The following is a 17729-nucleotide window of genomic DNA, read 5'->3' as shown; positions in this document are numbered from 1 at the left end:
AGCGTTTCTTTTGTTCGTTTATTAAAATACACTACGTACTAATCCCCCGTCTATTCGCAACGCGGAACCATTAATGGCTGAGGAAAGAGGACTACTTAAGAATGTGGAGAGATGGGCAATTTCTTCCGGTCGAATAAGTCTTTGAATAATGGAGGTTGGCCGATTCTCTTTCATAAATCGCTTTTCAGCTTCTTCTATTGTCAATCTGTCATTAGGATAAAGACTATTTAACATATTTTCCACTCCTTCTGTTAGAGTGGAACCAGGCATAATAGTATTGACAGTTACATTTGTTCCTTTAGTCAACTCAGCTAAACTACGAGAAAGTGAGAGCTGCATAGTCTTAGTGGCACTATAATGAGCCATTTCTTGAGATGGCATAATGGCTGCTTCGCTAGCAATAAAGATAACTCTGCCTTCTTTTCTTTGAATCATTTGTTTTAGATACCAGCGAGTAAGTCGAACACCACTCATAATGTTGACTTCAAACATCTTAAACCAATCTTCATCAGGGATATCAAAATATTCTTTAGGTTCAAAAATTCCTAGGTTGTTAATAAGAATGTCTACTTCAGAGTACTTCTCAATAACCTTTTGACACCCTTGTTCTGTTCCTAGATCAGCTACTACTGATTGAAGGATGGCATCAGGATACTGTGCTCGAATTTCTTTTATAGTTTGATTAACATTTTCTTCACGACGTCCATTAATAAGTACAGTGGCACCTTCCGCCACTAATGACGTAGCAATTGCTTTCCCAATTCCTGCCGTAGACCCAGTAACCAGTGCCGTTTTCCCTTTTAAATGCAGATGCATGTAAATCCCTCCCAGATTCGTGTTTCAAATCATTGACTTATGTAGGAATGAATAATTACTGTTATATTGTTAATAGTGTGGATTACTCCTCTTATTTTTAACAGAAAATAAGAGGAGCCACTCTTTTCTCAAAAGGGATATAACGAAAGAAATGTGTTTATACTCCTCTGTACCTAATTAAAAATCAAAATTGTCTGGGTCTGGACCAACTCGGTGATTCTGATTCAAGCTATCAATTTGTTCCATATCTTCTTTCGTTAATTCAAAATCAAATACCGTTGCGTTTTCAACAATCCGATGTTCTTTTACAGATTTCGGAATGGTTACAACACCATTTTGTAAGTCCCAGCGTAAAATGATTTGAGCAACAGATTTGTTATACTTATTTGCAATCTCTGTTAAAACTTCATTATCCAGTAACTGTCCTTGCATTAATGGAGACCAGGCTTCTAGCTGAATTCCTTGTTCCTGACAAAATGCTTGAAGTTCTTTTTGTGTCAAACGTGGATGGTATTCCACTTGGTTCACCATTGGTTTAATCTCTGCGTCTTTCATCAAGTCTTCAAGGTGATGGATTTGGAAATTACTTACCCCTATCGCTTTTACTCGCCCTTCTTTATAAAGGGTCTCTAATGCTCTCCAAGCATCTTTGTATTTGCCTTCTACAGGCCAGTGAATGAGGTATAAGTCTAAATACTCCAATCCAAGTTTTTTTAAGCTTGTTTCGTATGCTGCTATCGTAGATTCGTATCCTAAATCAGCATTCCAAACTTTGGAAGTCACAAACAACTCTTCTCTTGAAATGCCTGCTTCTTGAATCCCTTCACGAATACCTTGTCCGACTCCTTCTTCATTTTCATAGATGGCTGCCGTATCAACACTACGATAACCATGCTTAATAGCTGCTTTTACAGAGTTAACTAACACATGCCCTTCTTCTACTTTAAATACCCCGATACCAAACCAAGGCATTTTTACGCCGTTATGCAAAGTTGTTGTATCTTGTAAATTTTTTATCATTACAATGAACCTCCATTATTATTTGATTTGAATTGATAAGATTTAGTGGTTTTTAAAATGTTCTACTCTTTGAAAGAAAGTCTTTATCTGCTCCCGTTACACCACTTTGTCCCCAGTTCCCTGGAATCATTTCACGAATGACGATAAGTACTTTATCCAAAGGTGCATGAGTATATTTAGATGTTATTTGTGTAAGCTGGTTTACCCACTTATCCTTTGTATCTTGATCAAACGTATTCCAAATATCAATCGTGATGATAGCCATTCCATCTATGTTACTTTCCGGCATATGATAAGACTCTTTTGTATCCCAATTGACCACCCTGCTCTTCTCAGCAAAGGTAGCATCGATTGCAACTGCCCCAGCTTTTCCCCAGTTTTCTTTCTCAAGTTCATTTATCAATACTTGAATTTTGTCAGGGACAATCTTTAATAATTTTGTTGTAAGTTCGGTTACAGTATAAATGAATTCCTTTTTTTCGTCTGTTGACATGGTTGGCCAAGTATTTAGCTCAATTAATGGCATAGTATCACTCCCTAAAACTGATTATTTATTCACTAACTACAACTAATTGTTTAAATAATTTTTAACTGCTCTAATCACCAATTCATGATCTTCTTCTGGGGTTAATCCTGATACTGTTATCATCCCAATAGTCCCTACGTTTTTTATTTGGATGGGAAATGCTCCACCAAACGCAGCGTATTCCGAGGCATCTAAACGGTATTCTTCATGGTGCGGGATTCCATTTATCTCACTTTGTATCTGCATATAATACGAGCTATGATTATGCAGAGAAACGACCCGTTTTTTACGCTCAATCCATATGGTATTTTCCTCAGTCGTCCCTGTCATCTTGAAATGAAATAATTGCACACCATTTTTTGTTATATCAACAGCAATCGATTTCCCCTCTTGCTTTGCTGTTTCAACGATTAATAAACCTAATTGAAAGGCATCTTCATTTGTAAAAGAGGAAAATTGAAGTGTTTCCTCCTCTATTAAAATTTTTTTTCTTATTTCACCCATACTTGAAGCACTCATATCTTTTACCCCCATAATCGTTTTATGATACATTTACATTTTTTTGATCTTTTTTCTCTAAAGCCATGCTCCAACTAGTAAGGATCACAGCTCCAATGATTCCAACAATGACAATTGCAATGAAGGCTTCTCTCCATCCAAATTGTTGACCAATAAAAGTACCAAAAGGTACTCCAGTCAAGATTTCTATAGTTAGTCCTGAAAACATTATGGAAATGGCACTGGCTCTACGATTATCAGGAACTACATCAGCAGCAATGGTTGAACCCACAGACATGAATACTCCATGTGAAAAAGCTGTGATTACACGCGCAACTATCAACACTTCAAAACTCGCTGCACTTGCTGCAAGAGTATTTCCCACAATAAAGACGACCATAATCCAAAGCAGCAAACCTTTTCGTGATAGGCTTGATGTTAACGGAGTCAGAATGGGTGCTCTTAAATGTTACTCCCAATGCATAAAAGGAAACCGTTAAGCCGGCTGTTGTAACAGAAATATGCATGTCATTTGCAATGAGGGGTAATAAACCAACACTTATAAATTCTGTTGTTCCAATTGCAAATGTACTTACTGCTAAAGCTAAAAGTGCCCATGTACTTTTTTTATTTTCCATGGCCTTCCTGCTTTCTAGTGATGTGAAATTTTTCTAGAACATGAACTGCAAAAAGTCTGGTAGAAAATGTCCGCAAGATGTATTATAAGGAGTGTGTTTTATAAAAGTAAGTACGCACTTTAAAGTTATATAAGCACCTGAAAGTGATATAGGTACTTTTTAGTGCCTATAAATATTGAGTAGGAGGATAAGTATGTCTACTAAAAAGTATAATATTTCGGTTGAAGCTACACTTGAGGTTATAGGTGGGAAATGGAAGTGTGTAATCCTTTGTCATTTAACACATGGTAAGAAACGAACAAGTGAATTAAAACGCCTTATGCCTGCTATCACACAGAAAATGTTAACTCAACAATTACGTGAATTAGAACAGGATGGAATTATTAAACGGATTATTTATAATGAAATTCCCCCAAAAGTGGAATATGAGCTTAGCGAATATGGCTGGAGTTTGAAAAGTATTTTGGATTCTTTATGTGCTTGGGGAGAAAATCATATTACGAAAGTATATGGTGATAAATCATCTGTCTTAGAGGACAACATCTTAAACAAAAAGATTGATTTTGTGCCATCATAACGTAAAATAGTCCAGCAACAATCGCAAAAACATCGGGCACAATTGTGTAATAAGACAAATCAAAAAATCTTCTTTGTATACAAAATCCCCGCATACATTCATACAAAAATAGGTATACCATATTGGTATACCTATAATTTAAGCCATAACTTTCTCCTTAATATTCTCTCCTTTTACCATTTTTAACCAATTGAGCAATCTTTTCAATTTCCGCACTTGAGTTCTTCCACCAATTTCGACTCCAAATTCGAGTGATCTTCCACCCTTTTGTTTCCAAAAATCTTTGTCTATATACGTCTCTTTCTTTTGCTGAAGGTTTCTGTGGGTGTTCGTCTTTTGATTCAGTCCTCTGTTAGGCACCCGTTATGGGTAAAAATGATGTATACTATAAATTTAAAAATCTTAATTTTCTAACTCAGTCTTGAATTGATCTAATAGAAAGATGGGAAGGGGAGCCATTATATTTTGAAAAAAAAAAATATTCATATTCAGCATCTGTCCCACCATATCGTTCTTTCCTCACATTAAGATAACCCTTTATATCATCCATGTTAATTACTACATCTTTTTTTCTTATCTGTTTTCCTTGAAAATTCGAGCATTGGGGGAATATTGCAAACGAATGGGGATTACACCTAATGAAGTTAGTTGAGAAGTGATCGCGTTGTTCCTTGTTCGAAATACCAAAAGGTAAATTGCAAAACCCACACATCTATAGGACGTCATTATTTATTACAAAAAAATAATAGTAGAAGATTTTACTTTACCGTAATAATTTTTTTAAAAAGTTTATTTTATCTTCCGCATTATCCTTAGTTATGATATCAATTCCACTATCAATTATCTTTTCGGTATTGTCTCCTTCAATTGCTTTCAGTGCCTGTACTACGCTTAGATATCCCATATCATAAGGATTCTGCGCTATAGTGGCATCTACCTTTCCTGACTCAACAAATTCTGTCATTTCTATTATACCATCTGTACCAATAACAGGGATTTTCATCCCTTTTTCCTCTATTGTTCCTAATGCCTCTAGAGCTAAGCGGTCAGAAGTAGCAATTACCCCTTTAATATTTGGATACGATTGCAAAATGCTTCCCATCACTGGTGTTGGATTTGCCAAATCGTCATACCCTGATCTTTCTGTAACAACCTCTATTCCGATATTCTTCAAAACCTTCTTTGCCCCGTTCATTCGATCAATCATAACTTGATCATATGCTAGCCCAAAAATGATAGCGACTTGATCTCCTGGCTGCAGCATTGAACCCAATAACTTTCCTGACATCTCACCCAATTCATAGTGGTCCGGTCCAATAAAGGCGGTTTTATCTTCCCATTCAATGTCCCTAGACACAAGGAGCACAGGAATATTTTTTTTCTTATATTCCATCAATGCAGGAATAGTAACCTCTTCATCAATAGGGGCTACAATTAGCGCATCAGGTTGTTGAGTAAGAACCTTTTTTAACATTTTAGGCTGATTACTAATAGGATAGATCGATTCAGGAGCTATGACTTTACCCTTTAGATTTAAATCTTGGAAGGCTTTTTCGGCTCCTGACTCAAATATTTTCCAATACTCGATATCTAATCTATGTGTAACGATCATAATCTTAGGCTTATCCTTTTCCTTAATAAACCAAACTGTAAAACTTGTGAAAGCCATGATGAAAAAGAAAAAGGCTAATGGAACGATCAAATTTTTTTTCACTATACGCTTCCCCCTCATGCTTTCTTTATATTTGCAGAACGAAAGGAGATCATATTTTAATAGAATTGAGATTAAAAGTACGATTCCTTGAAGTCTGTTATGTGTGATATTCACATTGTAAAACGTAATTATTGATATCTTTTTTAATTACATATATTGTTTAAGAATCGATTCATTTTCCTCGTTATACATATAAGAATAAATAGGTCTACCAATACCATAAGTTAATGTTTCATCAATAACATGAACCTCACTTAAAAATTTTAAATACTTCCTAATGGAAACTCTTGAAATTTCTGTAATTTCAGCCATTTCATCTGTCGTAAATGGAAAATTCGCTTGCTTTTTAATCGCACTAAAAACTACTTTTAAAGTCTCTCTAGATAAACCTTTTGGCAGAGGCTTTATTGGTTTAGCGGTAACTAATTCATCCTGTTTCACCAGTAGGAGCTCATCTAAATCCTTCTGGTTCATCTTAGTTTGTTGATTTAAATATAAGTATTGTTCTTTGTAAGATATAAGTGCTTTTTGAAATCTCTTAAACTCAAATGGTTTTATTAAATAATCTACAGCTCCATATCTTAGCCCAGTCTGAATTTTATCTACGTCTGAAGCCGCAGTTATTAGAATGACATCTAATTCTTTTTTTTCTTTTCTTATTTTACTTAATAAAGTCAACCCATTTTCACCCGGCATGTAGATATCTAAAAGTACTAGATCAACTTTTTGATGATTGATCATTTTTGTCGCTTCATTTACCGAATGTGCGATACCTACTAAAATAAAACCATCAATTTTTTTTAAGTATTGTTTATTAAACTCTGCTACCATCGGGTCATCATCTACAATTAGAACATTAATCATTTGTCTCCTGCTCTCCCTTGTAAGGAATTTGAATAATAAACTCTGTTCCTTTTTCAACACTTAAGTTTAGTTGGATAGATCCTCCTAAAACTTCGACACTTTTACTCACTAAATATAATCCATAGCCTCGATTTTCTCCCTTTGTCGAATACCCCTTCTTAAATATGTGAGTAAATTGTTCCTTTTTAAGACCAGGCCCCGTATCCTGGACTTTAATTCGAAGTTGATTTTTATTATAGTTTAACTTTAACAGAAGCTTCTTTTCCTTCATTTCACTCATGGCTTCTATCGCATTATCTACGACATTTCCGATAATGGTAATTAATTCATGTGTAACATGATCCTCACTGGATTTTGGAATGACTGTCTTATTATCTATCTTCATCTCTACCTTATTTTCTCTTGCCGTACTAAGCTTGCCCATAATAAACCCAGCAAGAACAGGATCTTTCATATTTTTTGTAACATAACTAACTTCGTTTACACGGTGATCAACAATTTCATTTATAAAATCGATTAACTCATTATAAAATCCCATTTTAACCATACCAAGAATAACATGCAGTCGATTCATAAACTCATGTGACTGGGCGCGCAAGGCTTCTGCATATAATCGAACACCCGTTAATTGCTCTGCTAATTGGTGGACTTCAGTTTTGTCCCTGAATGTTGAGATTGCTCCAACTATTTCTTGGTTTACAATCAACGGAGCTCGATTCGATAAAAGTGTTACACCATTGACCGTTATCTCTTCATCTTTTTCGGACCTTCCTGTTTTTATCACCCGTTCCAATTTTGAAAATGGCAGAAAATCGGTCAGTTTCCTTCCTACAGGATTACCTTGCAATCCCATATTCATAAAGGTTCGTAATGCTGATTTATTGACAAGAGTTATTATTGCATTTTTATCAACTGCAATAATTCCTTCATGAACAGATTGCAGCATCGTATTTCTTTCCTCATGAATTTTTGCAATCGCAGAGGGTTCTAATCCAAATAAAACCTTTTTAATATATCTTGCCAGGAAAACTGCACCTATGATACCTACTAAAATACCTAAGCTCGAGCCAATTAAAATATTTTTATGACCACTTTCAAGTGCTTGTTCAACATTATTGAGGGATATCCCAACTACAACTGCTCCTACCTGTTCCTTTTCATCATTATAGATAGGAGTAAATGCACGTAATGACTGTCCTAGTGTCCCTTTCGATATCGAGATATTCTCTTTTCCGTTTAATACCACTTCTTCATCTCCGCCGATAAAGTGTTTCCCAATTTCTCCTGGATCAGGATGAGATTTTCTAATTCCGTTTATATCCATCACTACAACAAAAAGAACATCAGCTGCTTGTTGAATATCGACTGTATACTCTTGTATTGCACCACTATCATCTTCTCTCTCAAGTCCACTTCTAACAATTTCAGATTTGGCAACTGTTCGTGATACAATCTTTGCTTTTTCTTCTTGACTGCTACGAATCGATTCGCTTACTGTTTGACTAATTAATAAATCAGTAAAAAGCAATGATAAAAGAACAACCAAGCATACAAAGAAAATGATAATAGTACTTAGCTTAAATTTTTGTTTTGACAATGAGTCCACTCCTAAAAACGTTCCTGCTTATTCTTTCATTCAATACAGCTTTAACTAAGCTATTGTAAAATAAAAGCCTTACCTAAACAGATTATTAGGAAGGCTATAAAAGTAAAATTTCTATTTTAACTTGATCTGGAGTTATAATTAGCAATGGTTTAGCAATTTCCTTAATACCAGATAAACGAATCTTTAAGTGGTTGTAAAATCAAATGTTTTTTGCGCAACCCCTGTTTTTATTGCTGCAGCTGCAACAGCTTCTGCTACATGTTTCGCTACTCTTGGGTCAAATGGATCTGGAATGACATAATCAGCGTGAAGCTCTTCACTGCTAATTAAATCAGTGATAGCATAAACAGCAGCAATTTTCATTCCTTCATTAATTTCCTTTGCACGAACATCTAAAGCACCACGGAAAATCCCTGGGAATGCAAGGACATTATTAACTTGGTTCGGGAAATCAGAGCGTCCTGTTCCAACTACAAGTGCTCCTGCTTCTTTTGCCTCCTCCGGCATAATTTCTGGTGTCGGATTAGCCATAGCAAAAATAATTGGATTCTCATTCATAGAACGAACCATCTCTTTTGTAACTGCTCCTGCGGCAGAGACCCCGACAAACACATCTGCACCCTGCAATGCATCTGCTAATGACCCTTGCTTTTGTTCTTTATTTGTAATCCTTGCCATTTCTTCTTTAAATTTATTCATACCCACCGGACGGCCTTTATAAATGATTCCTTTTGTATCACATAAAATGACATCTTTCACACCCATACTCAGCAACAGCTTGACAATAGCAACGCCTGCAGCCCCAGCTCCATTTGCTACGACACGAATATCCACAATATTTTTGTTTGCTAGTTTCAGAGCATTAATGAGTCCTGCTGCGGTTACAATAGCTGTTCCATGTTGGTCATCATGGAAAATAGGAATATCACACTCTTTGTGTAAACGCTCTTCAATTTCGAAGCATTGCGGTGCCGCAATATCTTCTAAGTTTATTCCGCCAAAAGTAGGCTCTAACATTTTAACGTGCTCGACAATTTTATCCGTATCAGTCGAGTTTATGCATAGTGGAAAGGCATCTACATTTGCAAATTCTTTAAATAACAATGCCTTCCCTTCCATTACCGGCATAGCTGCTTTCGGCCCGATATTTCCAAGCCCAAGGACAGCGGTTCCATTTGAAACGACAGCAACCAGATTTCCCTTCATTGTATAATCATATACTTTACCTTCATTCTCATGAATAGCTAAACATGGCTCAGCTACACCTGGTGAGTATGCAAGACTTAAATCTTTTGCATCACGTACCTTGACTTTAGAACTAACACTAAGTTTACCTCTATTTTCTTGATGCATTTTTAATGCTTCTTCTCGTAATGTTGACATAACGGAATCACCCTGCTTTTGTAGAATTTTATAAGACTTATTGAATTGGTAGATTAATAGATTAATTTTAATTTAGAGCACTAAACATATTAAATATATTGTCTTTTTAGATTGTACAAATTAGGAAAAAAAGCGCTTCCCATTGACTAATTTTTTCATTCTCTTTCTTTAGTAAAGATTATAGTGTTTTTAGAAAGCTTCATAGTATATTTAACTTTTTTAATTGTTTTTTAATTTAAGAAAATTAATTAAAAAACTTACTTTTCACCAGGTCTTATGGCGGAAGCTTTAGTTTTTATATGAAAACAACTCTAGAAAAGACAATAAGAAAATTAGACCTTCACCTTGAAAATCCCCTTATGCTATCAACCATAAAATATAATTTCTGATAGTATAAAAAAGTACTCTAATGTCTACTCTCTAGGATACTTTTTTCAATCATCGCTTTTTCAATAATTAACTAAATACAAGTTCCGGCTCTTTTTCTGCTAGACCAAGTGTTTTAGCTGTTGAGGTATGGATTTCGTTCAGAAGTTCTCGATTATCCATTAGCGATATACCATAAGAAGGAATCATTTCTTTCATTTTCGTTTCCCACTCATTTATATGTTCAGGGAAACATTTTTCTAGTACTTCTAGCATGACGTGCACGGCGGTAGAGGCACCAGGGGAAGCACCAAGCAATGCTGCAATTGAACCATCAGCTGCACTAACAACTTCCGTTCCAAATTGAAGTGTTCCTTTACCAGCTTCCGTATCTTTAATCACCTGCACCCGCTGGCCTGCTACGACTAAATCCCAATCCTCACTTTTTGCGTTCGGAATAAATTCACGTAATTCTTCCATGCGCTGTTCTTTTGATAACATCACTTGCTGGATCAGGTATTTTGTCAATGACATGTTTTTTGCACCTGCTGCCAACATCGTTACGAGATTATCCGGTTTTACGGAAGTGATCAAATCAAACATTGAACCGTTTTTCAAGAACTTTGGTGTGAAGCCAGCAAATGGTCCGAATAGTAATGATTTCTTATTATCAATAAATCTTGTGTCCAGGTGCGGAACAGACATTGGAGGAGCACCAACCTTAGCTTTTCCGTATACTTTTGCATGATGCTGCTCTACTACATCTGGATTATTACACACCATAAATAATCCGCTTACCGGGAACCCCCCCATATGTTTTCCTTCAGGAATGCCGGATTTTTGCAGTAGGTGCAGACTTCCTCCTCCGCCTCCGATAAAGACAAATTTTGCATTATGGCATTCGACAGTACCGCTACCCGAATTCCGTACTTTTAATTCCCATAGACCATCGCTCGTACGTTTCATATCAGTAACACTATGATTGTAGTGTAAATCGACATTTTTAGTCTCTAAGTGGTCAAACAACATGCGGGATAAAGCTCCAAAGTTGATATCAGTACCAGAGTCGATCTTTGTTGCTGCAATAGGCTCATTCGATGTGCGATCTTGCATAATAAGCGGAATCCATTCCATTAGTTTTTCAGGATCATCGGAAAATTCCATTCCTTGAAACAATGGGTTCTTTGATAACGCTTCAAATCTTTTTTTTAAAAACGAAACATTTTGTTCCCCTTGAACTAAGCTCATATGAGGCAATGGCATGATAAAATCTTGTGGATTTTGGATCAGCTTGTTGTTTACAAGATATGACCAAAACTGCATTGAAACTTGAAATTGTTCATTAATCTTTATTGCTTTACTAATATCAATCAATCCATCCGGATTTTCGACCGTATAGTTAAGCTCGCACAGTGCGGCATGACCTGTGCCTGCATTATTCCATTCGTTAGAGCTTTCCCCTCCTGCGTTTGTAAGCTTTTCAAATACCTTAATTTTCCAGTTTGGTACTAATTCTTTCAGAAGTGTCCCCAAAGTAGCACTCATGATTCCGGCACCAATTAAAATTACGTCTGTTTTCGTTTCTCTGTTGCTCATTTTAACTCTCCTTTCCTTATTAATATTCATATCCACTTCAAATCCGATCGAATGCCCTTGGGACGATTGATCATAGGCAAAGGATGAAAGCTTGTCTGTCGGGCTTTAAATCAATTGAATAAGTCTCTTGATGTTTGAATGGCATTCGATGCATAAGCTAAAAAAAAGACAACTTCACCCAATGGGTGAAGTCTGTCCAAATTGAAAATAGAATTTATATAGAATGGTTTGGAAATTCATCATAAGCTGTCATTGAACAAGTTGTCATTTAGGTTTCTATGTCTCTATTAAATTATTTTTACACCAGCTTAAGAGCTGAACATTCAGTTTTCGTTATACCAGAGGTCCGCCAAGCTTTACAATATCTTCAGATACGCTTGTAAACTTTTTGAAGTTTTCATTGAACTTGCTAGCAAGGTCTAAGGCTTTTGCTTTATAAGCTTCCTTGTCAGTCCATGTTTTTTCTGGAATTAATACGTCGTCAGGTACACCTGGAACTTTAAGTGGAATTTCCAGACCAAAGATATCGTCCTTTCCGGTTTCCACGTTATCTAATTCTCCGTTAAGTGCTGCTCTCACCATTGCTCGAGTGTAGGAAAGGTTCATACGGTGACCTATGCCATATTCTCCACCAGTCCAACCAGTATTTACTAAGAATACGTTTGAGTTGTGCTTTTCTATTTTTTCCCCAAGCATTTCTGCATAACGAGATGCGTTAAGCGGCAGGAATGGAGAACCAAAGCATGTAGAAAAGGTTACTTCTGGAGATGTAACCCCCCGCTCTGTTCCTGCTAGCTTACTAGTATAACCGCTTAAGAAATGGTACATGGCTTGTTCTTTAGATAACTTGCTGATTGGAGGCAATACGCCGAATGCATCAGCTGTTAAGAACACAATTGTATTTGGGTGTCCGGCAACACTTGGAAGCATGATATTATCGATTGCATCAATTGGATACGCTGCACGTGTATTTTCTGTTAGGGATACATCATTGTAATTTGCAAGACCAGTATTCTCGCAGATAATAACATTTTCCAATACAGACCCGAATGTAATCGCATCAAAGATTTGAGGTTCCTTCTCGCGAGATAAGTTCACGCACTTTGCATAGCAGCCGCCTTCAATATTAAATACACCGTTATCAGACCAGCCATGCTCGTCATCACCGATTAACTTGCGGTTTGGATCTGCAGAAAGCGTTGTCTTTCCTGTACCCGATAAGCCGAAGAACAATGCCACATTGCCTTCTTCACCTACGTTTGCAGAACAGTGCATAGGTAAAATGTCTTGTTCCGGCAACAAGTAGTTCATGATAGAGAAGATGGATTTCTTCATTTCACCTGCATACTCAGTACCGCCGATCAGAATAACACGCTTTTCAAAAGAAACAATGATGAACGTTTCAGAATTTGTACCGTCAATATCCGGATTAGCTTTAAATGTTGGAGCAGATACGATTGTAAATTGTTCATCATGTTTCGGGGAATCAATCCCTGTCGGACGGATAAACAATTGATGTGCAAATAAGTTATGCCAAGCATATTCATTTATAACTTGAATTGGAAGACGGTGGCTGTGATCCGCTCCGGCAAAGCCTTTAAATACGAAGATTTCTTCTTTTTCTTTTAAGTATTCTAATACCTTTGTGTACAGATTATCAAAATGCTGTTGGGAAATCGGTTGGTTTACAGTACCCCAATCAATTTTATCAGCAGTAGATGCTTCCTTAACAATGAATTTATCTTTAGGAGAACGACCTGTGTATTTACCTGTTGAAACAGAGACAGCACCGGTAGAAGTTAATTTACCTTCTCCCCTCTTAATTACTTTTTCCACTAACTGCGAAACACTTAATTGAACTTGTGCATTACTTCCATTTAATAACTCATGTAATTCAATTTGTACGTTCACACTACTCATATCTATATCATCCTTTTATCTTTTTTGAAAATTTCTTGTAATTCCCGCAAATAGTACATACATTAACTTAAATGATTCATACTATTTATAGGGTTTTGTTGGTGAATTCTTCTGAAAGTATTTGAACCTTAAGTTGCTAGTAATGAAGTCATCGACTTAAACATGTTGTAATTTTTTTTGGCTAGCAATCTGATCTGCTACTAGCTTTACGAGATCTACAACGCGGCAGGAGTAGCCCCACTCATTATCATACCAGGCAAGAACCTTTACCTTACGGGTTCCCATAACGATTGTAGATAAACCATCAATAATAGACGAACTTGTATTTGTATTGAAATCTACTGACACAAGCGGTGAATGACAGAATTCTATAATACCCTTCATTGATCCTTGGGCCGCAGTCTGGAAGGCATTATTAATTTGTTCCACTGTCACATCACATTTTACGTCTACTACAAGATCTACAAGCGAAACATTTGGTGTCGGAACGCGTAGTGCCATACCATGTAATTTGCCGGTTAAATGTGGTAGTACCTTTGCTAAAGCTTTAGCAGCACCTGTTGTAGTTGGAATAATAGATTGTGCGCATGCACGAGCTCTACGTAAATCTTTATGTGGATTATCAATATTATTTTGATCATTTGTATATGCATGTACAGTAGTCATTAAGCCATTCTCTATGCCGAATTGTTCATCTAACAGCTTGACGACTGGAGCAAGACAATTAGTTGTACAGGAGGCATTTGAGATCACATCGTGTTTTGTAATATCCAATTGCTCATCGTTTACACCAACTACAATCGTAACATCTTCATTTTTACCTGGAGCTGTTAAAACGACCTTCTTTGCCCCTGCTTCTAGATGTAGACTTGCTTGTTCTTTTGCATTAAATTTTCCTGTTGCTTCAATCACAACATCTATTCCCAGCTCCTTCCAAGGAAGCTCTTGAGGATTACGATGATTAAGAAGTTGAACTAACTTACCATCCACCAATAAGTGATCTTGCGAAACCTCTACAGTACCGTCAAACTTCCCGTGTACTGTGTCGTACTTTAAAAGGTGTGCCAACGTCTCTGCAGGATAGCTCGCATTAATTGCTACGACCTGGAATGAGCTTTCTTTTATCGCTTGACGAAACACCATTCTTCCAATACGTCCAAACCCGTTAATAGCCACATTAATCATTTTAATATGTCCCCCTCAATCTATTGAGTTATACTATTTATCTAAAAATCTACGAATAGTATAACATAAATAGAGAAAAATCCATCACTAATTTTACTTTTTTTAATTACTCAATTATTAACATTCCATTCCCTAAAGTACCGATTAATTCTAACCAAGGCATCCTAAGTCCTTATCTCAATGAAGTACAGGTACAGGTACCGCTATTTGTTGTACATCACGAGCAATCATAACTTCTTCATTTGTCGGAATAATGATAACTTTTACCGGAGAATGCGGATAGCTAATAAATCTTTCTTCACCACGGACCTGATTACGTTCAGGATCCCAATAAACACCCATGAATTCCAAACCACGTAATACACGTGAACGGATAATATCACTGTTTTCCCCAATTCCAGCAGTAAAAAGAATTGCATCTACTCCAGACATTTGTGCTGCGTAAGAACCTATATATTTATGAATTCTACTACCGAATACTTCAAGAGCTGTTTCTGCTCGTTCATTTCCTTCTTCAGCAGCTTGTTCGATGTCACGAAGATCGCTTGATAAACCTGAAATGCCCAATATACCACTCTTTTTATTTAAAATATCTAACACTTCCATTTCTGATTGACCTGTTTTTTCCATAATAAATGGAATCAGCGCTGGGTCAATGTTCCCTGAACGAGTTCCCATTGCAACACCTGCAAGTGGTGTAAAGCCCATTGAAGTATCAATAGATTTCCCGCCTTCAATTGCTGCTATACTCGCTCCATTTCCTAAGTGACAAGAAATCAATCGTAATTGTTCGATCGGACGCCCTAATAATTCTGCTGCCCTTTCAGATACATATTTATGTGAGGTACCATGAAAGCCATATTTGCGAATTCCATATTTTTCATAATATTCATATGGTAAACTATATAAGAATGATCGTTCTGGCATTGTTTGATGGAATGCCGTGTCAAAAACTGCTACTGCATTTACATTTGGTAAAACTTCTTTGAATGCTTTAATTCCAACAACATTTGCTGGGTTATGAAGTGGGGCTAAATCAGATAACTCCTCAATTTTTTGAAGTGTTTCATCTGTAATTAAAACTGAGTCATTAAAAATCTCACCACCGTGTACAACACGATGACCGATTCCTTCAATTTCATTTAAAGAATCGAGAATTCCAAAATGTGTAAGCTTGCTAAGAAGCATCTTAACCGCAACAGAATGGTCTGGAATGTCTATTATTTCTTTTACTTTTTCTCCGTTCACTAAAATAGTAAATACTCCTTTATCTAAGCCGATACGTTCTACTAACCCAGCTGTAAGTACTTCTTCACTCGGCATTTCAAATAACTGGAATTTTAAAGAAGAGCTTCCTGCATTGATTGCTATTATTTTTGACATGATATTTCCTGCTCCTTTTCATCTAAACCATTTCGTTTTTAGAAACATATTAGATATCTAGAATGTACTAATGAATTTCCTTAATACTTGATAAACGAATGGAGATCGCATTTTGCTTTTCGTTTATTACATTAATAGTCTGATTGAAATAATTAAGTTTATATACTCGACCTTTGCATGTTTTAAGCAATCCATTCTGAAAATAAATAATGGTTATCAAGCGATTTTTGGTTAATTTTTTTAAAATCATCTATCTATCTCCTCAATCACTAAAGTCCTATATGGAAAGGCGTTATTCTATTGACTAGTGACATGAATAAATATGCCCTTTACCATTTAGTAAAATAATCTTTAACATACTTACAACTGTCTATTATTAGACTTATAGAGTCCAAGTTTAAAGTTTTAAATGAAATAAATATTTTACTGACAACTAACGTGAAAGAGGCTTACTTATTAACTGAAAATATTCCCAAGTCAAGTACAGCGTTTCCATCTGAGACAACAGCAACTAGATTTCCTTTAATCCTAGGGAAAGTATTTTGGTAAAAAAACACATCGGCCTTGATCAGCCCTGTATGCAAAAGCCGTAATTCCTGAAAAGGCTACACTAAGTTGGACAGATATTATAAGAGCTAGTACACTAATCATTTTTACCGGAAATTTATAAGATTTACATACATTCCAAGTGAGATATTTCAATAACGTTTATCCAACTATTCTTCTAAGCCACCTTAAGCTGTAGCTTTTCTTATTTCTTTTCTATTATCGTTTATGAATATGCGAAATGGTTTTCCTACAGGTAACACAACTTGTTGAAAGTGAGTGTTTAAAACAGCTGCAGCAGAACCATAAAATGAAAGTAGCGCAATAAGCAATTCAGAGATGGCTGCAAGCATATGTGAAAATTCGTACATAATATCAAACGAACTTAAGGATAATCCAATAAATAAGAAATCAATGAGTACGAAAATAAAAAACAGCACTTTATGAGTTTCCATTGCACCGATTGTCATAAATAAGCTAAAAATTAAATAGCCAATGAATGCAACACCCAGCTGTTTAGAATCAGCATTTGCCAAGACCGTGTCTCCTAAAGCCCCCATTTGGATCAACCAGCTTGTACCGACACCGAACCAAAACAATCCAAATGCACCAAATGCCGTTGTTCCAAATACATTATTATGCTTAGCATCAAAAAAGCTGGCAATTAATTGAGCAATACCCCCTAAAAAAAATGCCCATGGCAAGATTAATGCCGTACCTTCTGTTAAACCTAATTTTTGTGATGATGCTACAAGCGTAACCATTGCTAAACCAAATAGACCAAGCGCTGATGGATCAGCTATCATCACCTTTACTGACGTATAACTTTGATTTTTCATTCTAATCCTCTTACTTTCCTTCATAATTTACTCTTAATTATGTCTGTTTCTGAAACTAGTAACCTGATGGCAAGCATCAAATTCGTCGTTTACCTATTGTAGATGATGGATCATTAGTGGGCATTGCAGCTCTTAGGGGATCTTGCTGTTGCTGATAAAAAAGCTGGGCAAGCTTTGAGTGAAATTTCCAAATAACAAATTTATACTAAATCACTAAAATCCTGGAATGAACACCAAGCTTTCCTTGATTTC

General features: G+C 36.2%; 16 protein-coding genes and 2 pseudogenes. 2 read left to right on the top strand and 16 right to left on the bottom strand.

Features of this window, described 5'->3' with window-relative positions; genetic code table 11:
* Positions 1 to 21: 21 nt before the first annotated feature.
* The 5 genes and pseudogenes from GMB29_RS10750 to GMB29_RS10730 form a co-directional block, all read right to left on the bottom strand.
* On the bottom strand, positions 22 to 816 hold the full coding sequence (locus GMB29_RS10750) for an SDR family NAD(P)-dependent oxidoreductase (protein WP_136356985.1): 795 nt from the start codon (positions 814 to 816) through the stop codon (positions 22 to 24).
* A gap of 177 nt (positions 817 to 993) precedes the next feature.
* Positions 994 to 1836: an aldo/keto reductase gene (locus GMB29_RS10745; RefSeq protein WP_136356987.1), complete on the bottom strand. Its 843-nt coding sequence runs from the start codon at positions 1834 to 1836 to the stop codon at positions 994 to 996.
* 52 nt (positions 1837 to 1888) lie between these two features.
* Positions 1889 to 2362: a tautomerase family protein gene (locus GMB29_RS10740; protein ID WP_136356989.1), complete on the bottom strand. Its 474-nt coding sequence runs from the start codon at positions 2360 to 2362 to the stop codon at positions 1889 to 1891.
* Positions 2363 to 2404: 42 nt separating this feature from the next.
* Complete coding sequence (locus GMB29_RS10735; RefSeq protein WP_136356991.1) at positions 2405 to 2881, bottom strand: heme-degrading domain-containing protein; 477 nt, start codon at positions 2879 to 2881, stop codon at positions 2405 to 2407.
* Positions 2882 to 2966: 85 nt separating this feature from the next.
* Positions 2967 to 3498, bottom strand: a pseudogene (locus GMB29_RS10730) (MFS transporter); the annotation flags it as partial.
* A 193-nt stretch (positions 3499 to 3691) separates the two neighbouring features.
* Between GMB29_RS10730 and GMB29_RS10725 the strand changes: the two are divergent.
* Entirely contained in the window at positions 3692 to 4075 is a 384-nt protein-coding gene (locus GMB29_RS10725; protein WP_136356993.1) for a winged helix-turn-helix transcriptional regulator, read from the top strand.
* Between the two features lie 157 nt (positions 4076 to 4232).
* Here GMB29_RS10725 and GMB29_RS28065 read toward each other — a convergent pair whose 3' ends face one another.
* The 11 genes from GMB29_RS28065 to GMB29_RS10675 form a co-directional block, all read right to left on the bottom strand.
* Positions 4233 to 4352, bottom strand: coding sequence for a hypothetical protein (locus GMB29_RS28065; protein ID WP_406600325.1), 120 nt, complete (start codon positions 4350 to 4352; stop codon positions 4233 to 4235).
* 486 nt (positions 4353 to 4838) lie between these two features.
* A complete protein-coding gene (locus GMB29_RS10720; protein ID WP_168733931.1) occupies positions 4839 to 5789 on the bottom strand; it encodes a sugar ABC transporter substrate-binding protein in 951 nt (316 codons plus the stop codon).
* A gap of 147 nt (positions 5790 to 5936) precedes the next feature.
* A complete protein-coding gene (locus GMB29_RS10715) occupies positions 5937 to 6653 on the bottom strand; it encodes a response regulator (protein ID WP_136356997.1) in 717 nt (238 codons plus the stop codon).
* Entirely contained in the window at positions 6646 to 8250 is a 1605-nt protein-coding gene (gene dcuS / locus GMB29_RS10710; protein ID WP_136356999.1) for a DcuS/MalK family sensor histidine kinase, read from the bottom strand. Before dcuS ends, GMB29_RS10715 begins: the two co-directional genes overlap by 8 nt.
* A gap of 192 nt (positions 8251 to 8442) precedes the next feature.
* On the bottom strand, positions 8443 to 9642 hold the full coding sequence (locus GMB29_RS10705) for an NADP-dependent malic enzyme (protein ID WP_136357001.1): 1200 nt from the start codon (positions 9640 to 9642) through the stop codon (positions 8443 to 8445).
* Between the two features lie 456 nt (positions 9643 to 10098).
* Positions 10099 to 11634 (bottom strand): malate:quinone oxidoreductase, encoded by a 1536-nt coding sequence (locus GMB29_RS10700; protein ID WP_136357003.1) that lies wholly within the window; start codon positions 11632 to 11634, stop codon positions 10099 to 10101.
* Positions 11635 to 11937: 303 nt separating this feature from the next.
* Complete coding sequence (gene pckA, locus GMB29_RS10695; protein WP_136357004.1) at positions 11938 to 13524, bottom strand: phosphoenolpyruvate carboxykinase (ATP); 1587 nt, start codon at positions 13522 to 13524, stop codon at positions 11938 to 11940.
* 156 nt (positions 13525 to 13680) lie between these two features.
* Entirely contained in the window at positions 13681 to 14709 is a 1029-nt protein-coding gene (locus GMB29_RS10690) for a glyceraldehyde-3-phosphate dehydrogenase (protein WP_136357006.1), read from the bottom strand.
* 177 nt (positions 14710 to 14886) lie between these two features.
* On the bottom strand, positions 14887 to 16092 hold the full coding sequence (locus GMB29_RS10685) for an acetate kinase (protein ID WP_136357008.1): 1206 nt from the start codon (positions 16090 to 16092) through the stop codon (positions 14887 to 14889).
* 67 nt (positions 16093 to 16159) lie between these two features.
* Positions 16160 to 16342, bottom strand: coding sequence for a YolD-like family protein (locus GMB29_RS10680; protein WP_136357010.1), 183 nt, complete (start codon positions 16340 to 16342; stop codon positions 16160 to 16162).
* A gap of 484 nt (positions 16343 to 16826) precedes the next feature.
* The gene (locus GMB29_RS10675) at positions 16827 to 17477 is read right to left on the bottom strand and encodes an acetate uptake transporter (protein ID WP_136357012.1); all 651 of its coding nucleotides are present in this window, start codon (positions 17475 to 17477) and stop codon (positions 16827 to 16829) included.
* Between the two features lie 39 nt (positions 17478 to 17516).
* Here GMB29_RS10675 and GMB29_RS28060 point away from each other — a divergent pair.
* Positions 17517 to 17672, top strand: a pseudogene (locus GMB29_RS28060) (CBS domain-containing protein); the annotation flags it as partial.
* Positions 17673 to 17729: the final 57 nt, after the last annotated feature.

This window comes from Metabacillus sediminilitoris (assembly GCF_009720625.1).
Lineage (GTDB): Bacteria > Bacillota > Bacilli > Bacillales > Bacillaceae > Metabacillus > Metabacillus sediminilitoris.
This window is presented reverse-complemented; position numbering and strand designations above follow the sequence as displayed.